The sequence below is a fragment of the Nonomuraea sp. NPDC049378 genome (genome assembly GCF_055586745.1).
In genome coordinates, this window is sequence record NZ_JBVJHP010000014.1 from 308,814 (window position 1) to 327,979 (window position 19,166).

Here is a 19,166-nt window from a genome sequence, read left to right on the forward strand (position 1 = left end):
TCTCCGCCCGCCAGACTGGGGCGGAATGACGCGCGGGCCGCGTTCGTGAGGGGAGACGGCGGTGGAGGTTCACTGGGTCGTGGAGGAGGTCGAGCGTACTTCCGAGCGGCTGGACGCGCTGCGCAGCTCGCCCTTCGTGTTCTGGATGGACGTGCGCGGCCCCGTGCCCTCTCCTGGGCCGGACCTGGCGGCGGCGGCCGTCGCGGCCTACGGGGACGTGACGCGGGTGACGGGGGTCGAGCCGGCCGCGGACTGGCGGAGCGAGGTCCGGCAGGCGGCCCGTCGGATGGGGCTCTTCGCCGAGCTGTTCCGTGGTGAGGCTCGTGAGGAGCCGGAGTTCCTGGTCGAGTGGGTGCTGGAGATCATCGAGGACACGCTCGGGACCGTACGGGCCGCGGGCCGTGTCACGCACCGGCCGACGGGGTGGTATGCGGCGTTGTGGGAGGACTGGGTCCTCGTCACGGACGAGTGGGCGGTCGTGCTGAGCCTGACCAACGACAGCTGAGCGGGCTCCCCCGTAAGGGATGAAGAATCTCTTCGCAAAGATCTCGCCTGCGAAGGAAAATATTGAGACGCTGAACCCCACCACGCTCCCCCAGCCCCAAGGAGTGGTTCATGCGCAGACTACTGGCGATCTCCCTCGTCGCCGCCCTGCCGTTAAGCACCGTGACAGCGGCGCACGCCCAGGAAGCCGGCCGCCAGGCGGCCTTCGCCTCAGCCGCCGAGGAGTTCCAGGTGCCGGAGAGCGTGCTGCTCGGCGTCTCCTACCTCGAGTCGCGCTGGGACGCCCACGCCGGCCGGCCCTCCAGCGACGCCGGGTTCGGGCCCATGCACCTGACCGACGCCGCCTCCTTCACGGGATCCAACCACCACCACGAAGGCGAGGAGGACGCGCGCGGCGACGAAAGCAGGCCCCTCCCCGCCCCGAGCGCGCGTCCCGCGCCCGCCGACCTCCCCGCCTCGCTCCGCACGATGGAGAAGGCCGCCGAGCTCACCGGCGAGAGCCGCGAGCGCCTGCGTACGGACGCCGCCGCCAACATCCGCGGCGGCGCGGCGCTGCTCGCGGACTACCAGAAGGCGCTCGGCGCGCCGCTGAGCGACGAGCCAGGCGACTGGTACGGCGCCGTCGCGAGATACTCCGGAGCCGAGGAGGCGGGCGCGGCCAGGTTCTTCGCCGACGAGGTCTTCGCGACGATCAAGGAAGGCGCCGAGCGGACGACGGACGACGGCCACCAGGTCAGGCTGGCTCCCGTCCCCGGGCTCACGAAGATCGAGAAGTGGCTGGACAAGCTCGGACTGCGCAAGCCGAGGACCGGCGGCGTGGAGTGCCCGGCGTCGATCTCGTGCGAGTGGATCCCGTCGGCGTACCAGGAGCTTCCGAACGACGACTACGGCCACTACGACCTGGCGAACCGCCCGTTCAGCCAGAAGATCGAGTACATCATCATTCACGACATGGAGGGATATTTCCTGCCCTCCATCCGCCTCAACCAGGACCCCGCCTACGGCGCCAGCTGGCAGTACTCCGTCCGCTCCACCGACGGCCACATCGCCCAGCACATCAAGGCCAAGGACGTCGCCTGGCAGGCGGGCAACTGGTACGTCAACGCCAAGTCCATCGGCATCGAGCACGAGGGTTTCCTGGCCGAGGGCGGCACCTGGTACACCGAGGCGATGTACCGCTCCTCCGCCCGCCTGGTCCGCTACCTGGCGCTGCGGCACGGCGTCCCGATGGACCGGGCCCACATCCTGGGCCACGACAACGTCCCGGGCACGCTGCCGACCACGGTCAGGCAGATGCACGAGGACCCGGGCCCGTTCTGGGACTGGGCGCACTACTTCCAGCTGATGGGCGCGCCGCTGCACGGCCTCGGCGGCCCCAGATCCGGCTCGGTCATGATCAAGCCGGACTTCGCGACGAATAAGCCGTACTTCTATGGCTGCGACCGCCAGAACCCCGAGGCCGCCTGCCCGCCGCTTCCCGCCCACACCGTCTGGCTCCGCACCGAGCCGCGCGACGACGCCCCGCTCGTCAAGGACATCGGCAAGCACCCCACGGGCGAGTCGCTCTACAGCGTGTACGACCACAGCGCCCGCGCGAGCACCGGCCAGCGCTTCGCCGTGGCCGGCCGGCAGGGCGACTGGACCGCCATCTGGTACCTCGGCCAGAAGGCCTGGTTCCACAACCCGATGAGCGCGCCCACGGCCGTGCCCTCCATGGGCCTGGTGGTCACCCCCAAGCCCGGCAAGGCGACCGTCCCGGTCTACGGCCGGGCGTACCCGGAGGCGGAGGCCTATCCCGAGGGCATCCCCTACCAGGAGGTGACCCCGCTGCAGTACACGTTCTCGGCCGGCGAGAAGTACACCCTCGCGGGGCCGGCCGCGACGGAGTACTACCGGGCGGTCACGTTCAACCTGGAGGACCACAAGGTGGTGCGGGGCAGGACGAAGTACCTGCAGATCCAGTTCGGCCACCGCGTGATGTTCGTCAAGGCTGACGACGTGCGGGTGACGTTCTCCGGGTGAACGCGTTGACGGCGCGCCTGGTGCTCGCGAGCGCCTCCTGAGAGGAGTCGAACGTACGCTGGGCGACGCCGACGAACACGCAGTCGACGACGAGGAGCTGGCTGATCCGGCTGGCCAGGGCGCCGGGACGGAACTCCGTCTCGCGCCCGGCCGAGATCAGCACGTGTTCGGCCAGCTCCGCGATGGTGGAGCGGGGGTTGTTGGTGATGGCGACGGTCGTGGCCCCGCCCTCGGCGGCCCGGGTCAGCGGCTCGATCACGTCGGGGGTCTCCCCCGACGTGCTGACCCCGAGCGCCACGTCGCCGTGTTTCAGCAGCACCGCGCTGGTCAGCGCCAGGTGCGCGTCCTGGAACGCGTGGCTGGACAGCCCGATGCGCAGCAGCTTCTGGGCGAAGTCCTCGGCCACCAGGCCCGACGCGCCGACGCCGTAGGCGTCGATCCGCCGCGCGCCGACGACGGCGTCGACCACGAGCCCGAGCCGCTCGGAGGTCAGCTGCGCGACCGTGTCGTTGATCGCCTCCGACTCGGCCCGCGCCACCTTGTGGATGACCTCCGAGAGCGGGTCGTCGGGGGCCAGGTCGCCGGGCACCAGCCGGTCGGGCTGCGCGGCGGCGGCCGCCAGGGCTAACCGGAGTTGCGGATAGCCCGCGAACCCGAGCAGCCGCGCCGTGCGCACGATCGTGGCCTCGCTCGTGCCGGAGGCGGCGGAGAGCTCCGTGATGGTGCTCCGCGCCACCGTCGCGGGGTCTTCGAGGATGAGGCGGGCGACGGTCTGGGCGGCAGGCGTCAGGGACGGCAGCACACCGCGGACCGTGGCCACCAGAGTGTCGGCCCGCAGGCCGTTGCCGCTGTCGTCCACGGTCCCGATTATGCCGCTTGCGCCGGGATCCCGAGCTGCTGGTTAGCGCAGAGTCCCGTTCGTCATGCCCGCGGGCTCCTCGGGCACCGTGATGAGGCCCAGCTCGGCCGGGGTGACGACGAGCGGGTGGTGCGGGACGACGCGCACGGTGTAGCCGAAGGCGCCCGTGTGGTCGAGCGGGACGACGCCGGTGAAGTGCGCCCGCCCGTCGTCCTCCGCCGAGGCCATCTCCAGCTTCGCGTACGCGGGACGCACCAGCTCGTCGTGCGGCCCGACCCTGCCGTAGACGGCCTCGACCCGCACGTCGGCGGCCTCCAGGTCGCCGAGCGCGATCGTCGCGTGCAGCTCGATGGACGAACCGACCTCCGGGGTGTCGCCCACCCCCGTGGCCTCGGCGTGCTCGACCCTGACGCCCGGCCACGCCTTGGCGACCCGCAGGCGCCAGGCGGCGAACGCCTTCGCCGGCGCGTAGCCGTCGGCGGACAGCGCCCTGGCCGCGCCGGCCGCCGGGTTGTACAGGGTCACGACGTAGTCGCGCAGCATGCGCCCGGCGAGCACCTTCGGCCCGAGCGAGGCCAGCGTGTGCTTGACCATCTCCATCCACCGCCGGGGCAGCCCGTCACCGGGACGGTCGTAGAACCGGTCGGACACCTCGTGCTCGATCAGGTCGTAGAGAGCGGCGGCCTCCAGCTCGTCGCGGCGGTCGGTGTCGGCCACGCCGTCCGCGGTGGGGATCGCCCAGCCGTTGGAGCCGTCGTACCACTCGTCCCACCAGCCGTCACGGATGGACAGATTGAGGCCGCCGTTGAGCGCGGACTTCATCCCGGACGTGCCGGACGCCTCCAGCGGGCGCAGCGGGTTGTTCAGCCAGACGTCGCAACCCTGCACCATGAGCCGGCCGAGCGCCATGTCGTAGTCGGGCAGGAAGACGATGCGGTGGCGGACCTTCTGCTGGTCGGCGAACTTGACGATCTGCTGGATCAGCTTCTTGCCGCCCTCGTCGGCCGGATGGGCCTTGCCCGCGATCACGATCTGGACCGGCTTGTCGGGGTCGAGCAGCAGCTCGGTGAGCCGCTCGGGGTCGCGCAGCATGAGCGTGAGCCGCTTGTAGGAGGGGACGCGCCGGGCGAACCCGATCGTGAGCACGTCGGGGTCGAGCGCGTCGTCGATCCACCCCAGCTCGGCGTCGGAGGCCCCGCGCTCGCGCCATGACCGGCGCAACCGCACGCGGGCGCCCTCGACGAGCTGCCTGCGCAGCGTTCCCCTGATCTGCCAGATGTCGCCGTCGGGGATCTTCTGGATGCCGTCCCAGCCGCGGGCGCGTTCGATCAGGGAGGGCAGCTCGCGGTCGGCCAGCTCCATGAACTCGCGCCCCACCCACGTGGGGGCGTGCACGCCGTTCGTGATCGAGCCGATCGGCACCTCGTCCAGGTCGAAGCCCGGCCAGAGGCCCTTGAACATCTCCCTGCTGACCTCGCCGTGGAGGCGGGACACGCCGTTGACGCGCTGCGCCAGGCGCATGCCCATGACGGCCATGTTGAACCGCTGGGGATCGGACTCCGCGCCCAGTGCCAGGATGCGGTCGACGGGCACGGTGGGCCAGGCGTTCGATCCGCCGAAGTGGCGGGCGATCATCTCGACGGGGAAGCGGTCGATCCCGGCGGGCACGGGCGTGTGCGTGGTGAACACCGTGCCGGCCCGCACCGCCTCCCACGCCTCGTCGAAGGAGAGCCGGGCCTCGGTCAGCTCGCGGATGCGCTCGAGGCCCAGGAATCCGGCGTGGCCCTCGTTGGTGTGGAACACCTCGGGCTCGGCATGCCCGGTGATCTTGCAGTACGCCCTGATCGCGCGCACACCGCCCACGCCCAGCAGCAGCTCCTGCATGAGCCGGTGGTCGGTGCCGCCGCCGTAGAGCCGGTCGGTGACGTCGCGGGCGGCGGTGTCGTTGTCGGCCACGTCGGAGTCGAGCAGCAGCAGCGGCACCCGGCCCACCTGCGCCACCCACACCTGGGCGTGCAACATCCGCTCGTCCGGCAGGCCGATGCGGATCTTGACCGGCGCGTCGTCGGCGTCCTTGAGCAGGGTGAGCGGCAGCCCGCCGGCGTCGAGCGACGGGTAGTGCTCCTGCTGCCAGCCCTCGGGCGACAACGACTGCGTGAAGTAGCCGTGGCGGTAGAGCAGGCCGACCGCGAGGATCGGCACGCCCAGGTCGCTGGCGGCCTTGAGGTGGTCTCCCGCCAGGATGCCGAGACCGCCCGAATATTGCGGGAGAGCCGCGGCGATGCCGTACTCGGGGGAGAAGTAGGCGATGGCGCGCGCGGCGTCGGGCAGCGTCTGGTACCACCGCGGCGAGGTCATGTACTCGCGCAGGTCGTCGGCGGCGTCGGCGAGGCGGCGCAGGAAGCGGCGGTCGGCGGCCAGCTCGGACAGCCTGGCGGGGGTGACCGCGCCGAGCAGGGCGACGGGGTCGTGCCCGACCCGCTCCCAGAGGTCGGCGTCGACCTCGGAGAAGAGGTCCATCGTCTCCGGGTGCCAGGACCAGCGGAGATTGTGCACGAGCTCGCCGAGGGCGGCCAGCTCCGCGGGCAGGACGGTGCGGACGGTAAACCGGCGGATAGCTCTCACGTTTCTGCACCCTACGGGCTAGGAGGGACCTCTCAGTCCTTCACCCTCATGATGACCGTTCAAACCCCTTCCAGGAACAAGCATGAAGAGGCACCATTGGGGCAACTTTCCTCTTTGTTGGCCCTCCCACAGACACACTCGGGAGGTCTATCCGCTGCTGTCCAGAAATAACGTGCAAGGATCGTTACTGCCTGGGTAGGCCGCCTCCAGCGGACCACCGGCAACGGCGTGTGCATCCACGGAAAGCCTCCGGCGGCACCGAGTGTGTCGCCGCAAACCCTTGAATGCGATGATCGGACGAATTCCCATCACGGACATCTCCCCCGTCGTCGACTGCGGGCAGTGGCCCGCCAAGGCGGTCGCCGGCGAGACCTTCGAGGTCTCGGCGACCGTGTTCAGAGAGGGCCACGACGCTGTGGCCGCGGGCGTGGTGATGACCGCGCCCGACGGGCAGCGCGGGCGGTTGAGACCGATGCGCGAGCTGGCGCCGGGCACCGACCGCTGGGGCGTGGAGGTGTGCCTGCCGGCCGAGGGCGACTGGCTGTTCCGCGTGGAGGCGTGGAGCGATCCGATCAGCACGTGGCTGCACGACGCCGAGATCAAGATCCCGCGCGGGATGGACGTCGACCTCATGTGCGAGGAGGGCGCGCGGCTGTTCGAGCGGGCCGCCAGGGCCGTGCGGGTGGCCGACTGCGCGAACGACCGGCCGGCCCAGGAGGGGCACGCCGGCGCGAACGGGCAGCGCAGGCAGAACGGCAACGGCGACAGCGCGTGCGGGCACCGCGCGGCGCTGCTGTCGATCTCCGCCACGCTGCGGGACGAGGATCTCGACCCGCGGGCGCGGTTGTCGATCGCCCAGCTTCCCGAGACCGCCGCGCTGCTGCAGGCCCACCCGTTCCGCGAGCTGGTGACCAGGTCCAGGTCGCACAAGGTCAGGGTCGACCGGCGCAGGGCGCTCTACGGCTCCTGGTACGAGTTCTTCCCCCGGTCGGAGGGGGCGATCGTGGACGAGTTCGGCGTCTCCAAGTCCGGCACCTTCCAGACCGCCGCCAGGCGGCTGCCCGCGATCGCCAAGATGGGCTTCGACGTCGTCTACCTGCCGCCCGTCCACCCGATCGGCACGACGCACCGCAAGGGGCGCAACAACACGCTCAGCCCCGAGCCCGACGATCCCGGCTCGCCGTGGGCGATCGGCTCGGAGGACGGCGGTCACGACGCCGTCCACCCCGACCTCGGCACGCTGGAGGACTTCGACGAGTTCGTCGGCCGGGCCAGGGAGCTGGGCATGGAGGTGGCGCTCGACTTCGCGCTGCAGTGCTCGCCCGACCACCCGTGGGTGAAGGAGCACCCGGAGTGGTTCACGATCAGGGCGGACGGGTCGATCGCGTACGCCGAGAACCCGCCGAAGAAATATCAGGACATCTACCCGGTCAACTTCGACAAGGACCCGGAGGGCGTCTACGCCGAGGTCAAGCGGGTGCTGCTGCACTGGATGCGGCACGGCGTGCGGATCTTCCGGGTGGACAACCCGCACACGAAGCCCGTGGCGTTCTGGGAGCGGCTGCTGGCCGACATCCACACGACCGATCCCGACGTGATCTTCCTGTCGGAGGCGTTCACCCGGCCGGCGATGATGCGCGCGCTGGCCAAGGTCGGCTTCCACCAGTCGTACACGTACTACACGTGGAAGAACTCCAAGTACGACGTGGAGGGCTACCTGTCGGAGCTGGCCCACGAGACCTCGCACTATCTGCGGCCGAACCTGTTCGTCAACACGCCGGACATCCTGCACGAGTACCTGCAGCACGGCGGCGTCCCTGCGTTCAAGATCAGGGCGGTGCTGGCCGCGCTGACGTCGCCGGCCTGGGGTGTCTACTCCGGGTATGAACTGGGGGAGAACGTACCGGTACGCCCGGGTAGCGAAGAATACCTGGATAGCGAAAAATATCAGTACAAGCCTCGCGATTGGGTTACAGCAGAACGCGAGGGACGTAGTCTGGCTCCCTTCATCACTCACCTGAATTTGTTCCGAAGAGCGCATCCGGCACTGCAGGAATTGCGTAACCTACGATTCCACAGGGTCGATCAACCGGACATCGTTTGCTTCTCCAAACGGCTGCCGGGCGCCTACGACCCGGCCACACGAAGGCACGGGATGGGCGACGTCGTGCTCGCGGTCATCAACTTGGATCCACACCACACCCATGAGGCGACCGTGGATCTCGACCTGCCCGCCATCGGTCTCGACTGGAACGCGGAGTTCGTCGTCGACGACGAGCTGTCGGGCGAGTCGTACCGCTGGAGGCAGAGCAACTATGTACGCCTCGACCCCCACATCCAGCCTGCCCATATTCTCACCGTACGAGCCGCGCCACGGTAGAACTGAATTCAGCGGGGAGTCTTCAACGTGTGTGACAGCGCCTCCCTCATGAGCACCCTGCGAGGCCGCTCATGAGCATCACACCCATTCCCAACACTTTTGACGAAGAGAAGCCGCGCGACCCCTACTGGTACAAACGAGCGGTCTTCTACGAGGTCCTGATCAGGGGTTTCGCCGACTCCAACGGCGACGGGACCGGCGACATGCGCGGGCTCATCAGCCGGCTCGACTATCTGCAGTGGCTCGGCGTCGACTGCCTGTGGCTGCTGCCGCTGTACGAGTCGCCGCTGCGCGACGGCGGCTACGACATCGCCGACTTCATGAAGATCCTGCCCGAGTTCGGGGATCTGGGAGACTTCGTGAAACTCGTGGACGAGGCACACAAGCGCGGCATGCGCGTCATCGCCGACCTCGTCATGAACCACACCAGCGACGCCCACCCCTGGTTCCAGGCGTCACGGCACGACCCCGAGGGCCCGTTCGGCGACTTCTACGTGTGGTCCGACACCGACGAGAAGTACCAGGACGCCCGGATCATCTTCATCGACACCGAGACGTCCAACTGGACCTACGACCCCGTACGCGGCCAGTACTACTGGCACCGGTTCTTCCACCACCAGCCCGACCTCAACTACGAGAACCCGGCCGTGCAGGACGCGATGCTGGAGGTGCTGCGGTTCTGGCTGGACCTGGGCATCGACGGGTTCCGGCTGGACGCGGTCCCCTACCTCTTCGAGGAGGAGAACACCAACTGCGAGAACCTCCCGAGGACCCACCAGTACCTCAAGCGGATCAGGTCGGAGGTCGACCGCCTCTTCCCCGACCGGGTGCTGCTGGCGGAGGCGAACCAGTGGCCGTCGGACGTCGTGGAGTATTTCGGCGACCCGGTCGGCGGCGGGGACGAATGCCACATGGCATTCCATTTCCCTCTGATGCCGCGCATCTTCATGGCCGTACGCCGGGAATCCCGCTACCCTATTTCCGAAATTCTGGCCCAAACGCCGAAAATTCCGGAAAATTGCCAATGGGGAATCTTCCTCCGCAACCATGACGAGCTCACCCTCGAAATGGTCACGGATGAGGAACGCGACTACATGTACACCGAGTACGCCAAAGACCCCCGTATGCGGGCGAATGTCGGCATACGCCGCCGCCTGGCCCCCCTGCTGGAGAACGACCGCAACCAGATCGAGCTGTTCACCGCGCTGCTCCTGTCGCTGCCGGGCTCCCCGGTGCTCTACTACGGCGACGAGATCGGCATGGGCGACAACATCTGGCTCGGCGACCGCGACGGCGTGCGCACCCCCATGCAGTGGGACCCCGACCGCAACGCCGGCTTCTCCGACTGCGACCCCGGGCGGCTCTACCTGCCGGTCATCATGGACCCGATCTACGGCTACCAGGCCATCAACGTCGAGGCCCAGCAGAAGAACGCCGGCTCGCTGCTGCACTGGACCAGGCGCATGATCGAGATCCGCAAGCGGCACCCGGTCTTCGGACTGGGCGGTTACGCCGAGCTCAACTCCTCCAACCCCAGCGTGCTGGCGTTCGTACGCGAGCTGGGCGACGACCGCATGTTGTGCGTGAACAACCTGTCGCGCTTCCCGCAGCCGGTCGAGCTCGATCTGCGCAGGTTCGTCGGCGTCGCTCCCGTGGAGACGATGGGTGGGGTCCCATTCCCGGCAATTGGCGAACTTCCGTATCTTTTGACGCTTCCCGGGCATGGGTTCTACTGGTTCACGCTCCCGCCGGCCGTCATCCAGGAGGAGTAGGACGTGCTTGACGAGCTCCTTGCCGCATGGATCGGCCGCCAGCGTTGGTTCGGTGGCAAGGGGCGCCCGATCGACCATCTGTCGATCGACTCGGACGTCGAGCTGACCCCCGGGCTCCGGCATCTGATCGTCGCCGTCTGGCAGGAGGGCTCGCGCGAGCGCTACCAGGTTCTGCTCGGGGAGCGCCCCTCGCTCCCCGACCGGCTCGCCCACGCGCTGATCGGCACGATCGGCGACGTCTACCTCTACGACGCCGTGCACGACGCCGAGCGCACGGACTGGCTGCTCGACGGGATGGCCCGCGACGAGGAGCGCAGCGGCCTGCGCATGCGCCACGTCCCCGGCGCCGCCGTCGACACCGAGCCGCGCAGCGTGGTGCTGAGCGCCGAGCAGTCCAACACCTCTCTCGTGTACGGCGACGCCTACATCTGCAAGCTGTTCCGCCGCCTCATCCCCGGCGTCAACCCCGAACTGGAGATCGTCACCGCGCTGGCCGCCAGGAACGCGCCGCACATCGCGCAGCCGTACGGGTGGATCGAGACCGACCTCGACGGCACCGGCACCACGCTCGCGTTCATGCAGGAGTTCCTGTCCACCGCGAACGACGGCTGGGACCTCGCCCTGGCCAGCGTGCGCGACCTCTACGCCTCGCTGCCCGAGGTCCCGGCGTCCGAGGCCGGAGGGGACTTCGCGGCCGAGTCGCTGCGGCTGGGCACGGCCACCGCCCGCGTGCACCGCGAGCTGGCCGCCGCCTTCCCCACGGACGTCATCGAGACCCACGAGGTCAAGCGCATGGCCGAGGGCTTCCGACGCCGGCTCGGCCGCGCCGTGTCCGAGGTGCCCGCGTTGCGCCAGCATGTGACCGTCATTGAGCACGCCTACCACCAGGTGGAACTGCTCACCAACGAGGTGCCCGTGCAGCGTGTTCACGGCGACTACCACCTCGGCCAGGTGATGCGCACCACGACGGACTGGGTGGTGCTGGACTTCGAGGGCGAGCCGGGGCAGCCGCTGGCCGAGCGCAGGGCGCTGTCGTCGCCGCTGCGCGACGTGGCAGGGATGTTGCGCTCGTTCGACTACGCGGCCAGGCACCTGCTGGCCGGCCACTCCGAGGCCGAGGCGCTGGAGCCGCGGGCCCAGGAGTGGGCCGACCGCAACAGGGCCGCGTTCCTCGACGGGTACACCGAGGGCGGCGGCGTGATCACGCGCGGCGACGCGGTGCTGCTGAGGGCGTTCGAGCTGTCGAAGGCCGTGTACGAGGTCGTCTACGAGGCCCGCAACCGGCCCTCGTGGCTGCCGATCCCCCTGGCCGCCTTCCGCCCGCCGGCTACTCGCCGCTGAAAGAGGATGGTCGGCGACCAGCAGCACCACCAGGAACGCGCGCCGCCAGCGGCTCGGCCACGCTCACCCGACCGCCATCGATGTACCGGATCCCGATGTCACCCTGCGGCGGCGCGTCCGTCCGCGCTGAAGAGATCGACAAGAAGGTGTGAATCCACTGCCAACGACTCGCGGGCAGCGCTGCACGATACTTCCCCCCGAAAGAAGGGAAACACGTGCGTAGCAGACATCTCACCGCTGCATTGAGCCTGGGCTTGGCGGTTTCCATGCTCGGTACGGCCCAGCCCGCCGCTGCCGCCTCCTCCTCCAAAGAGTCCAGCGCAGATCTTGAGTGTTACCTGCAAATGTGGGATGGCCGCATCTACGCCGGCTCTCTCTCGGGCATCGTCCGCATCTACTACACCGGGCGCAGCCTTCGCTCCGGCCTCGTGACGCGTATCCGCTACAGCGTCTGGAACGGCAAGTGGCCCCAGCGATCCAAGAACAACGTCAAGGTCGAGGACCATGGCGCGAAGGGCGGGAAGAAGACGTTCAAGAACGCCGACAACGGCCGGGGAAATGACAAGTGGCAGAATTTGACCATAAGCGACTACCGGAGGACTGGCGGGAAGGTGAAGATCCAGTTTGACTTCGACTTCCCCGGCAGCGACCCGCGGTGTTCCAAGACCTTCAACCTGTGACCGTCCGGCGAAGGCGATGACCCTCTCCATTCCGGCCATGGGCGGCGCCGAGGCAGTGATGCGGTGACATCGAAGGACAGGTGCCGGTCGGCGTTCATCCTGTTCGTTCTGAAGGACCCGCGTTCAACCCGAAGAAGACGGCGCCGTTGTCGGCCGCGTTCTTCGGGACCGACCAGACGGACTGGGTAGTGCTGAACTTGGAGGGCGAGCCGGGGCAACCAGACGGTTCGCCGACCGCCGTTGAGGGGGAACCATGGTTCGTACGCCGGAAACCACCATCGATCCGCGGTACAGCAGCGACGACGCCCGGCCCACCCCGTGGCCGGACGCCGTCGCCCACCTCCGGGACGCGGAGCTGTTCTGGGTGTCCACCGTCCGGCCCGACGGGCGGCCCCACGTCACTCCGGTCGTCGGGGTCTGGCTGGACGACGCCTTCTACTTCTCCAGCGGACCGGAGGAGCAGAAGTCGAAGAACCTCGCGGCCAGCGCGCACTGCGCGGTGACCACCGGGTGCAACCGGTGGAACGACGGCCTGGACCTCGTCCTGCACGGCGACGCCGTCGCGGTGCGGGACCGGCGGCTACTGCGCCGGGTGGCCGGCGCCCACACCGCCAAATACGGCAGCGCCTGGGCCGCCGAGGTCGACGACGACGGCGTCTTCCGCATGCACGGGCACGAACCCGTGGTGTACCAGGTGCGCCCGGCCCAGGCGCTGGGGTTCGGCAAGACGGACGGGTTCAGCCACACGCGGTGGGACTTCACCGCCTAGCCCGCCTGGCCTGACGCGGCGCGGCAGGACCGGCCCGCCGGGAATGGTCTGGCGCTGGTGGCGCGGCGGCGGGGGGACGGTATGCCGGGTTAAGAACGGGAAAAGACTCTGAGTTCCGCCTTGTGGATGAACCCGGATTTTGCACTTTCGGTGATTGTCTCGGTGATAGCGGGCAGTGCCTGGGATGGACGGTCATCATGGGGCAAGGTGGGGAGTATGCCGATGAGGACAGAGCTCGACCGCCTGGCGGGCGGGGCGCATCACGATCCGCACTCCGTGCTGGGCGCGCATCCCGTGGCGGGCGGGATGGTCTTCCGCGCCCTGCGACCGCTGGCCGAGCGGGTCGAGGTGGTGTTCGACGACGGTACGGCCCACACCATGAAACACCAGGCCCACGGCGTGTTCGAGGTCACCGTCCCCGGGCTCGACAAGGTCCCCGGCTACGCGTTGAGGATCAGGTACGCCGGCGCGGAACCGTACATGATGCGCGACCCCTACCGGCACTGGCCCACGCTCGGCGAGGTGGACCTGCACCTCATCGGCGAGGGGCGGCACGAGCGGCTCTGGGAGGTGCTCGGCGCCCGCGTGATGGAGCACGAGGACATCGACGGCACGGCGTTCGCGGTGTGGGCGCCCAACGCGCGCGGCATCAGGGTCGTCGGCGACTTCAACCACTGGGACGGCACCGGCTATCCGATGCGCTCGCTGGGGCGTTCGGGGGTGTGGGAGTTGTTCGTTCCGGGGCTCGGGGTGGGCGAGCGGTACAAGTACCAGATTCTCGGCGCCGACGGGATGTGGCGCGACAAGGCCGACCCGATGGCCAGGCGGACCGAGGTGCCGCCGATGACGGCGTCCGTGGTGGACAGGTCCGAGCACGTCTGGGAGGACGGCACGTGGATGGCCGAGCGGCGGGAGCGGCAGCCGCAGCACGGCCCCATGAGCATCTACGAGGTGCACCTGGGTTCGTGGCGGCCGGGGCTGTCGTACGTCGAGCTGGCCGAGCAGCTCTCCGCGTACGTGTCCGACCTGGGATTCACCCACGTGGAGCTGCTGCCGGTGGCCGAGCACCCGTTCGGGGGTTCGTGGGGCTACCAGGTGACGTCCTACTACGCGCCGACGGCCAGGTTCGGCACGCCTGACGACTTCCGCACGTTCGTGGACCTGCTGCACCAGCGCGGCGTCGGGGTGCTGCTCGACTGGGTGCCGGCCCATTTCCCCATGGACGACTGGGCGCTCGCGCGCTTCGACGGCACGCCGCTGTACGAGCACGCCGACCCGGCCAGGGGCGAGCACCCCGACTGGGGCACGTACGTGTTCGACTTCGGTCGCAGGGAGGTCAGGAACTTCCTGGTGGCGAACGCCCTCTACTGGCTGAAGGAGTTCCACGTCGACGGGCTGCGGGTGGACGCGGTGGCGTCGATGCTCTACCTCGACTACTCGCGCCGCGAGGGCGAGTGGACGCCGAACGTCTACGGCGGCAGGGAGAACCTCGACGCGGTGGACTTCCTCAAGGAGATGAACTCCGTGTGCTACCGCGAGGCGCCCGGCATCTCTACCGTGGCCGAGGAGTCGACGGCCTGGCCGGGGGTGTCGCGCCCGGTGCATCTTGGCGGTCTCGGCTTCGGGTTCAAGTGGAACATGGGCTGGATGCACGACACGCTCGAATACCTGCGCCACGAGCCGGTCTTCCGCCAGTACCACCACCATCAGATGACGTTCTCGCTGCTGTACGCGTACTCGGAGAACTACGTGCTGCCGCTGTCGCACGACGAGGTCGTGCACGGCAAGGGTTCGCTGCTGGGCAAGATGCCCGGCGACGAGTGGCAGCGCTTCGCGCAGGTGCGGGCGCTGCTGGCGTTCATGTGGGCCCATCCGGGCAAGCAGCTGCTGTTCATGGGCAGCGAGTTCGGCCAGGGCTCGGAGTGGTCGGAGGAGCGCGGGCTCGACTGGTGGGTGCTGGAGTTCGACGGCCACCAGGGCGTGCAGCGGCTCGTACGCGACCTCAACCGCGTCTACAAGGAGACCCCCGCGCTGTGGCAGCAGGACCACGCGCCCGAGGGGTTCCGCTGGATCGACGCCGACGACGCCTCGGGCAACACGTTCTCGTTCGTCCGTTACGGGACCGACGGGTCCGCGGTGGCGTGCGTGGTCAACTTCAGCGGCGGGCCGCACGAGAGCTACCGGCTCGGGCTTCCGTACGGCGGCCAGTGGACGGAGATCGTCAACACCGACGCCTACGACTACTGGGGCAGCGGCGTGGGGAACATGGGCATGGTGGAGGCGGGTGACGAGCCGTGGCACGGGTTGCCCTACTCGACGACGCTGCGGGTGCCGCCGCTCGGCGCGGTCTGGCTCACGCACGAGGCGCCGGCGGCGGACGGCGGCCGATCGGTGCCGGACGAGGGCTGATCGGCGGCTGATCGGCGGTCGATCGGCCGCTGATCGGCGGTGCACGGTGGTTGACCGGCGGTCACTGAAAGTTCGGTGAGAAAGCGGCGGGAGCCCTGTGCCTGTCGGGCAAATCACCATAAACTCCGAGATCATCCCTTCTCGGAGGACGCGTGCGACTTCGCCCCCTGATCGTATGCTCGATCGCCCTGGCCCTGCTGCCGCTGTCCGGCCCGGCCCATGCCGACGATCCGACGACCACCCCGTCGCCCACCGTGACGGAGTCGCAGGCGCCCCCGGCCGAGTCCCCGTCCCCGGCCGGGCCCGAGGCCACTCCGGACGCCCCCCCGGAGACACCGGCGGACACACCGGCTGAGTCCCCTGCCCCCACCCCCTCCTCGCCCGAGGACAAGGTCGAGGAGGGCTTAGGGGTCGACGGCGGCACGGCGCGGGCCATCGTCGAGCTGACCGGCCCCACGGAGAACGCGCCCGTGGCGGCCCAGGCCGCCGCCGAGAGCGTGGACGTGGTGCTGCAGCCGCAGAACCAGACGTTCATGGTCGTGAACGGCACCGCGGAGGAGCTGGCCAAGCTGGCCGAGGACCCGCGGGTCGCCTCCATCCGCCGTGACAGGACGTACACGCCCACCCAGGTCGGCTCCAACCTCACGCTGATCGGCGCCGACCAGGCGCACGCGAAGGGCCACACCGGCGCCGGTCAGGCGGTGGCGGTGCTCGACACCGGCATCGACCCCGACCACCCGTGGTACAACGGCAGGGTCGTGGCCGAGGCCTGCTTCTCCGCGGTGGAGCCCGGCGTCGAGACGCTCTGCCCGAACCAGCAGACGCAGCAGACCGGGCCCGGCGCGGCGGACGCGACCACCGAGAAGTGCCTGTCCGGCGGCGTGAACCTGTGCGACCACGGCTCCCACGTGGCCGGCATCGCGGCCGGCAGCAGCGGCGTGGCGCCGGGGGCGAGCATCGTGGCGGTGCAGGTGTTCAGCCGGGTCAACGACGAGAACCTCTGCGGCGAGCCGTCGTGCCTGCTGGCGTACGAGTCGTCGTTGCTGCAGGCCATGGACTACGTGGCCGGGCTGAGCCAGCCGATCGCCGCGGTCAACCTGAGCCTGGGCGGGATGCCGTACGAAGGCGCGTGCGACACCTCCGAGGAAGGCTCGGTCTTCAAGCCGAAGATCGACGCGCTGCTGGCCAGGGGCATCGCCACCGTGGTGGCCGCGGGCAACGAGTACTTCGAAGGGGCTTCGTACCCGGCCTGCGTCTCCAGCGCCGTGGCCGTGGGCGCGAACGACGGAGGCGACGCCATCGCGGACTTCTCCAACCGCGGCGCCCTGCTGGACCTGTTCGCGCCCGGCGTGGACATCGAATCGTCGGTGCCGGACAACGCGACCACCGTCTACAGCGGCACCTCCATGGCGACACCGCACGTGGCCGGCGCGCTGGCACTGATGAAGGCGGCCTCCCCGGACACCCCGATGGCCGACCTGATCGACAAGCTGAAGACGACCGGCAGGCCGTACCTGTACGAGGCCAACGGCGCCCAGGTCACCACACCGCGCCTCGACCTGGCGGCGGCACTGGCCGGGACGGCCCCGCAGCCGCCGATCTCGCAGACCCCGGCGCCCCCGCCCGAGCAGGACCCGGAGCCCGACCCTGGCGACAGCAGCGGGCCCTCCCCCGAGCCCGACGACCCGGCGGATCCGGGCCCGGACCCCGCCCCCGACCCCGAGCCGGTGCCGCTGCCCACCGTGACGGTCACGGTGACGGTCACCGCGAGCCCGGTCGCGAAACCGGCGGCCACCGTCTGCACGCGGGGCAAGGCGGCCAGGAAGCTGACGGTCAAGAAGTGGGCCGTGGAGATCCACCGCAGCAGCGGGACGATCCCCGACGACACGCTCACCTGCTACCTGAAGCTGATCAGCAAGTCGAGCAAGGTGTTCCCCGAGCTGACGAAGGCGTCCTCGCTCGGCAAGGCGTACCGGGTGCTGAAGAACACCCGCACCGGCAAGGCCAAGCTGGACCGCGCGCTGCTGACGGCCTGGCTGAACTGGGCGCACGGCACGAACGGCACCACGACGCTGGCCGCCGCCGAGAAGGTGCGGCTCGGCAAGAAGCCGTCCGCGGCGGCGCTGAAGAAGGCGGCCGACAAGGTCAACAAGTCCACCAAGTGATCCATGGGAAAGGGCCGGTCTCTTGCGACCGGCCTTTCCCATGGGTCGCCCTGAGGCAAAAACGTCTCCAAGGTCGCGCTGCTCGCTTTCATCCCCCACATCACCCTTGTGGCAAGGGGGATGTATGCGGCTGTACGCGGGCCAGGAGCCGGAACGCTCCCGCCTCGAGGACGAACCGACCTTCGGAGGAACATGTGAGGCTACGGTCTCTGCCGGCCCGCGCGAGCGCGCTGGCCGTCCTGTGCGCCGTGCTGTGCGCGGCCCCGCCGCTGCAAGCCGACACGAAGAACACCAACGACCCCGTCATCAGCCCCGCGCTCGTCGCGGAGATCAAGGCGAAGACCCGGGTCCGATCCATCATCCAGGTCAAGCCGGGCCAGAACGCCGAGGCCGTGGCCCAGGACCTGGAACAGGCCTCGGAGGGGAGCCGGGTCCTGGAGGCGGCGTCATCGCCGCACTTCTTCGTCGCCGAGGTGGACCGGCGCACGCTGGCCAAGCTCAGGAAGGACGCGAGGGTCCAGTCCGTCTACAAGGACGAGCTGCGCCACCCGACGCTGGACTCCAGCACCGCCCTGATCCGCTCGGACCGGGCGAACACCGCCGGCTGGACCGGCAGGGGCACGACGGTCGCCGTGCTCGACACGGGGATCGACCGCGACCACCCGTTCTTGCGCGGCCGGCTGGTGGACGAGGCGTGTTTCTCCTCCTCCGACGCCAGCGACGGCACCGTCTCGCTCTGCCCGAACAGCCAGCCGAGCCAGACCGGGCCGGGCTCGGCGGACGCCGAGACCGCCCAGTGCCAGGTCAACGGGTCGAACGCCTGCTCGCACGGCACGCACGTGGCCGGCATCGCGGCGGGCGCCGTGACCGCGGGGGCGCCGTCCAACGGCGTCGCCCCCGCGGCGCGCATCCTGGCGATCCAGGTCTTCAGCCGCGTGGACAACCCGCTGACCTGCGGGTCGGGTGGCGGCAGCGCCCCCTGCTTCCTCAGCTACACCTCGGACCAGAAGCTGGCGCTGGAGTACGTGGCCCGGGTCGCCAGGGCCAGCAACGTCGCGGCGGTGAACCTGAGCATGGCCGGCGGGAGCCTGTTCACCGAGGCGTGCGACGCCGACCCCGCCGCCGCGGGGGTCAAGCCGGAGTTCGACGCGCTCGTGGCGCTGGGCGTGGCGCCGGTCGTGGCGGCCGGCAACAGCGGATCCCCGAACGGCGTCTCCTCCCCTGCCTGCATCTCCACCGCCGTGACGGTGGGCGCGACCGGCGACGACGACGCCCCCGCCTCGTTCAGCAACCGGGGCGCCATGCTGGACCTGTTCGCGCCCGGGGTGGACATCAACTCCTCGGTTCCCGACGACGCGTACCGCGAGCTGAGCGGCACCTCGATGGCCGCGCCCCACGTGGCCGGGATGTTCGCGCTGATGAAGCAGGCGTACGCGAACAACACCGTCGCGCAGAGCCTGCAGCGGTTGAAGAGCACGGGCACGCCCATCCGGTACGGCGCCGGTGGCACGTCGACGGTCACCGCCAGGATCGACGCCGAGCGGGCCACCCCTGCCGCACGCGTCTGAACGGGCGTCACGGCCGGAGCCCCGGAGACTCCGGTCACGTCCCTGACCAGAACAAGAACAGGTAACAGAACG

Annotated in this window: 12 protein-coding genes; 10 read left to right on the forward strand and 2 right to left on the reverse strand. The window is 69.6% G+C overall.

The annotated features are described in order from the left end of the window. The first annotated feature begins 61 nt into the window (after window positions 1-61). Both ACZ6SA_RS30115 and ACZ6SA_RS30120 read left to right on the forward strand, forming a co-directional pair. Window positions 62-505, forward strand: coding sequence for a hypothetical protein (locus ACZ6SA_RS30115; RefSeq protein WP_465831865.1), 444 nt, complete (start codon window positions 62-64; stop codon window positions 503-505). 110 nt (window positions 506-615) lie between these two features. Beyond that, window positions 616-2,526, forward strand: coding sequence for an N-acetylmuramoyl-L-alanine amidase (locus ACZ6SA_RS30120; RefSeq protein ID WP_465831867.1), 1,911 nt, complete (start codon window positions 616-618; stop codon window positions 2,524-2,526). Here ACZ6SA_RS30120 and ACZ6SA_RS30125 read toward each other — a convergent pair. Together ACZ6SA_RS30125 and glgP are read right to left on the reverse strand one after the other, a co-directional pair. Beyond that, entirely contained in the window at window positions 2,489-3,385 is an 897-nt protein-coding gene (locus ACZ6SA_RS30125) for a MurR/RpiR family transcriptional regulator (protein WP_132604877.1), read from the reverse strand. The two genes, ACZ6SA_RS30120 and ACZ6SA_RS30125, sit on opposite strands and share 38 nt — an antisense overlap. Window positions 3,386-3,427: 42 nt before the next feature. Beyond that, window positions 3,428-6,010 carry an alpha-glucan family phosphorylase gene (gene glgP, locus ACZ6SA_RS30130; protein WP_347645448.1) on the reverse strand — a complete coding sequence of 861 codons (2,583 nt, stop codon included), beginning with the start codon at window positions 6,008-6,010 and terminating at the stop codon, window positions 3,428-3,430. Window positions 6,011-6,299: 289 nt separating this feature from the next. On the opposite strand from glgP, the gene ACZ6SA_RS30135 reads away from it, so the two are divergent. The 8 genes from ACZ6SA_RS30135 to ACZ6SA_RS30170 all read left to right on the forward strand — a co-directional run bounded on the left by ACZ6SA_RS30135 (window position 6,300) and on the right by ACZ6SA_RS30170 (window position 19,094). Continuing rightward, a complete protein-coding gene (locus ACZ6SA_RS30135) occupies window positions 6,300-8,390 on the forward strand; it encodes an alpha-1,4-glucan--maltose-1-phosphate maltosyltransferase (RefSeq protein ID WP_347645449.1) in 2,091 nt (696 codons plus the stop codon). Window positions 8,391-8,461: 71 nt separating this feature from the next. Further along, complete coding sequence (treS, locus tag ACZ6SA_RS30140) at window positions 8,462-10,162, forward strand: maltose alpha-D-glucosyltransferase (RefSeq protein WP_347774772.1); 1,701 nt, start codon at window positions 8,462-8,464, stop codon at window positions 10,160-10,162. Between the two features lie 3 nt (window positions 10,163-10,165). Beyond that, window positions 10,166-11,503: a maltokinase N-terminal cap-like domain-containing protein gene (locus ACZ6SA_RS30145; protein WP_465831871.1), complete on the forward strand. Its 1,338-nt coding sequence runs from the start codon at window positions 10,166-10,168 to the stop codon at window positions 11,501-11,503. A 215-nt stretch (window positions 11,504-11,718) separates the two neighbouring features. After that, on the forward strand, window positions 11,719-12,183 hold the full coding sequence (locus tag ACZ6SA_RS30150; RefSeq protein ID WP_465831873.1) for a hypothetical protein: 465 nt from the start codon (window positions 11,719-11,721) through the stop codon (window positions 12,181-12,183). 253 nt (window positions 12,184-12,436) lie between these two features. Beyond that, window positions 12,437-12,952: a pyridoxamine 5'-phosphate oxidase family protein gene (locus ACZ6SA_RS30155; RefSeq protein ID WP_465831875.1), complete on the forward strand. Its 516-nt coding sequence runs from the start codon at window positions 12,437-12,439 to the stop codon at window positions 12,950-12,952. 222 nt (window positions 12,953-13,174) lie between these two features. Then, window positions 13,175-15,361: a 1,4-alpha-glucan branching protein GlgB gene (gene glgB, locus ACZ6SA_RS30160; protein WP_465831907.1), complete on the forward strand. Its 2,187-nt coding sequence runs from the start codon at window positions 13,175-13,177 to the stop codon at window positions 15,359-15,361. Window positions 15,362-15,513: 152 nt separating this feature from the next. After that, window positions 15,514-17,526: a S8 family peptidase gene (locus tag ACZ6SA_RS30165; RefSeq protein WP_465831877.1), complete on the forward strand. Its 2,013-nt coding sequence runs from the start codon at window positions 15,514-15,516 to the stop codon at window positions 17,524-17,526. A gap of 194 nt (window positions 17,527-17,720) precedes the next feature. Continuing rightward, on the forward strand, window positions 17,721-19,094 hold the full coding sequence (locus ACZ6SA_RS30170) for a S8 family peptidase (RefSeq protein WP_465831879.1): 1,374 nt from the start codon (window positions 17,721-17,723) through the stop codon (window positions 19,092-19,094). Window positions 19,095-19,166 lie beyond the last annotated feature (72 nt).

What these genes read in the sequence shown, in the direction of transcription:
- ACZ6SA_RS30120 (WP_465831867.1), top strand. Translation starts at nt 616, where the DNA reads ATGCGCAGACTACTGGCGATCTCCCTCGTCGCCGCCCTGCCGTTAAGC.
- ACZ6SA_RS30135 (WP_347645449.1), top strand. Translation starts at nt 6,300, where the DNA reads ATGATCGGACGAATTCCCATCACGGACATCTCCCCCGTCGTCGACTGC.
- treS (WP_347774772.1), top strand. Translation starts at nt 8,462, where the DNA reads ATGAGCATCACACCCATTCCCAACACTTTTGACGAAGAGAAGCCGCGC.
- ACZ6SA_RS30155 (WP_465831875.1), top strand. Translation starts at nt 12,437, where the DNA reads ATGGTTCGTACGCCGGAAACCACCATCGATCCGCGGTACAGCAGCGAC.
- glgB (WP_465831907.1), top strand. Translation starts at nt 13,175, where the DNA reads ATGAGGACAGAGCTCGACCGCCTGGCGGGCGGGGCGCATCACGATCCG.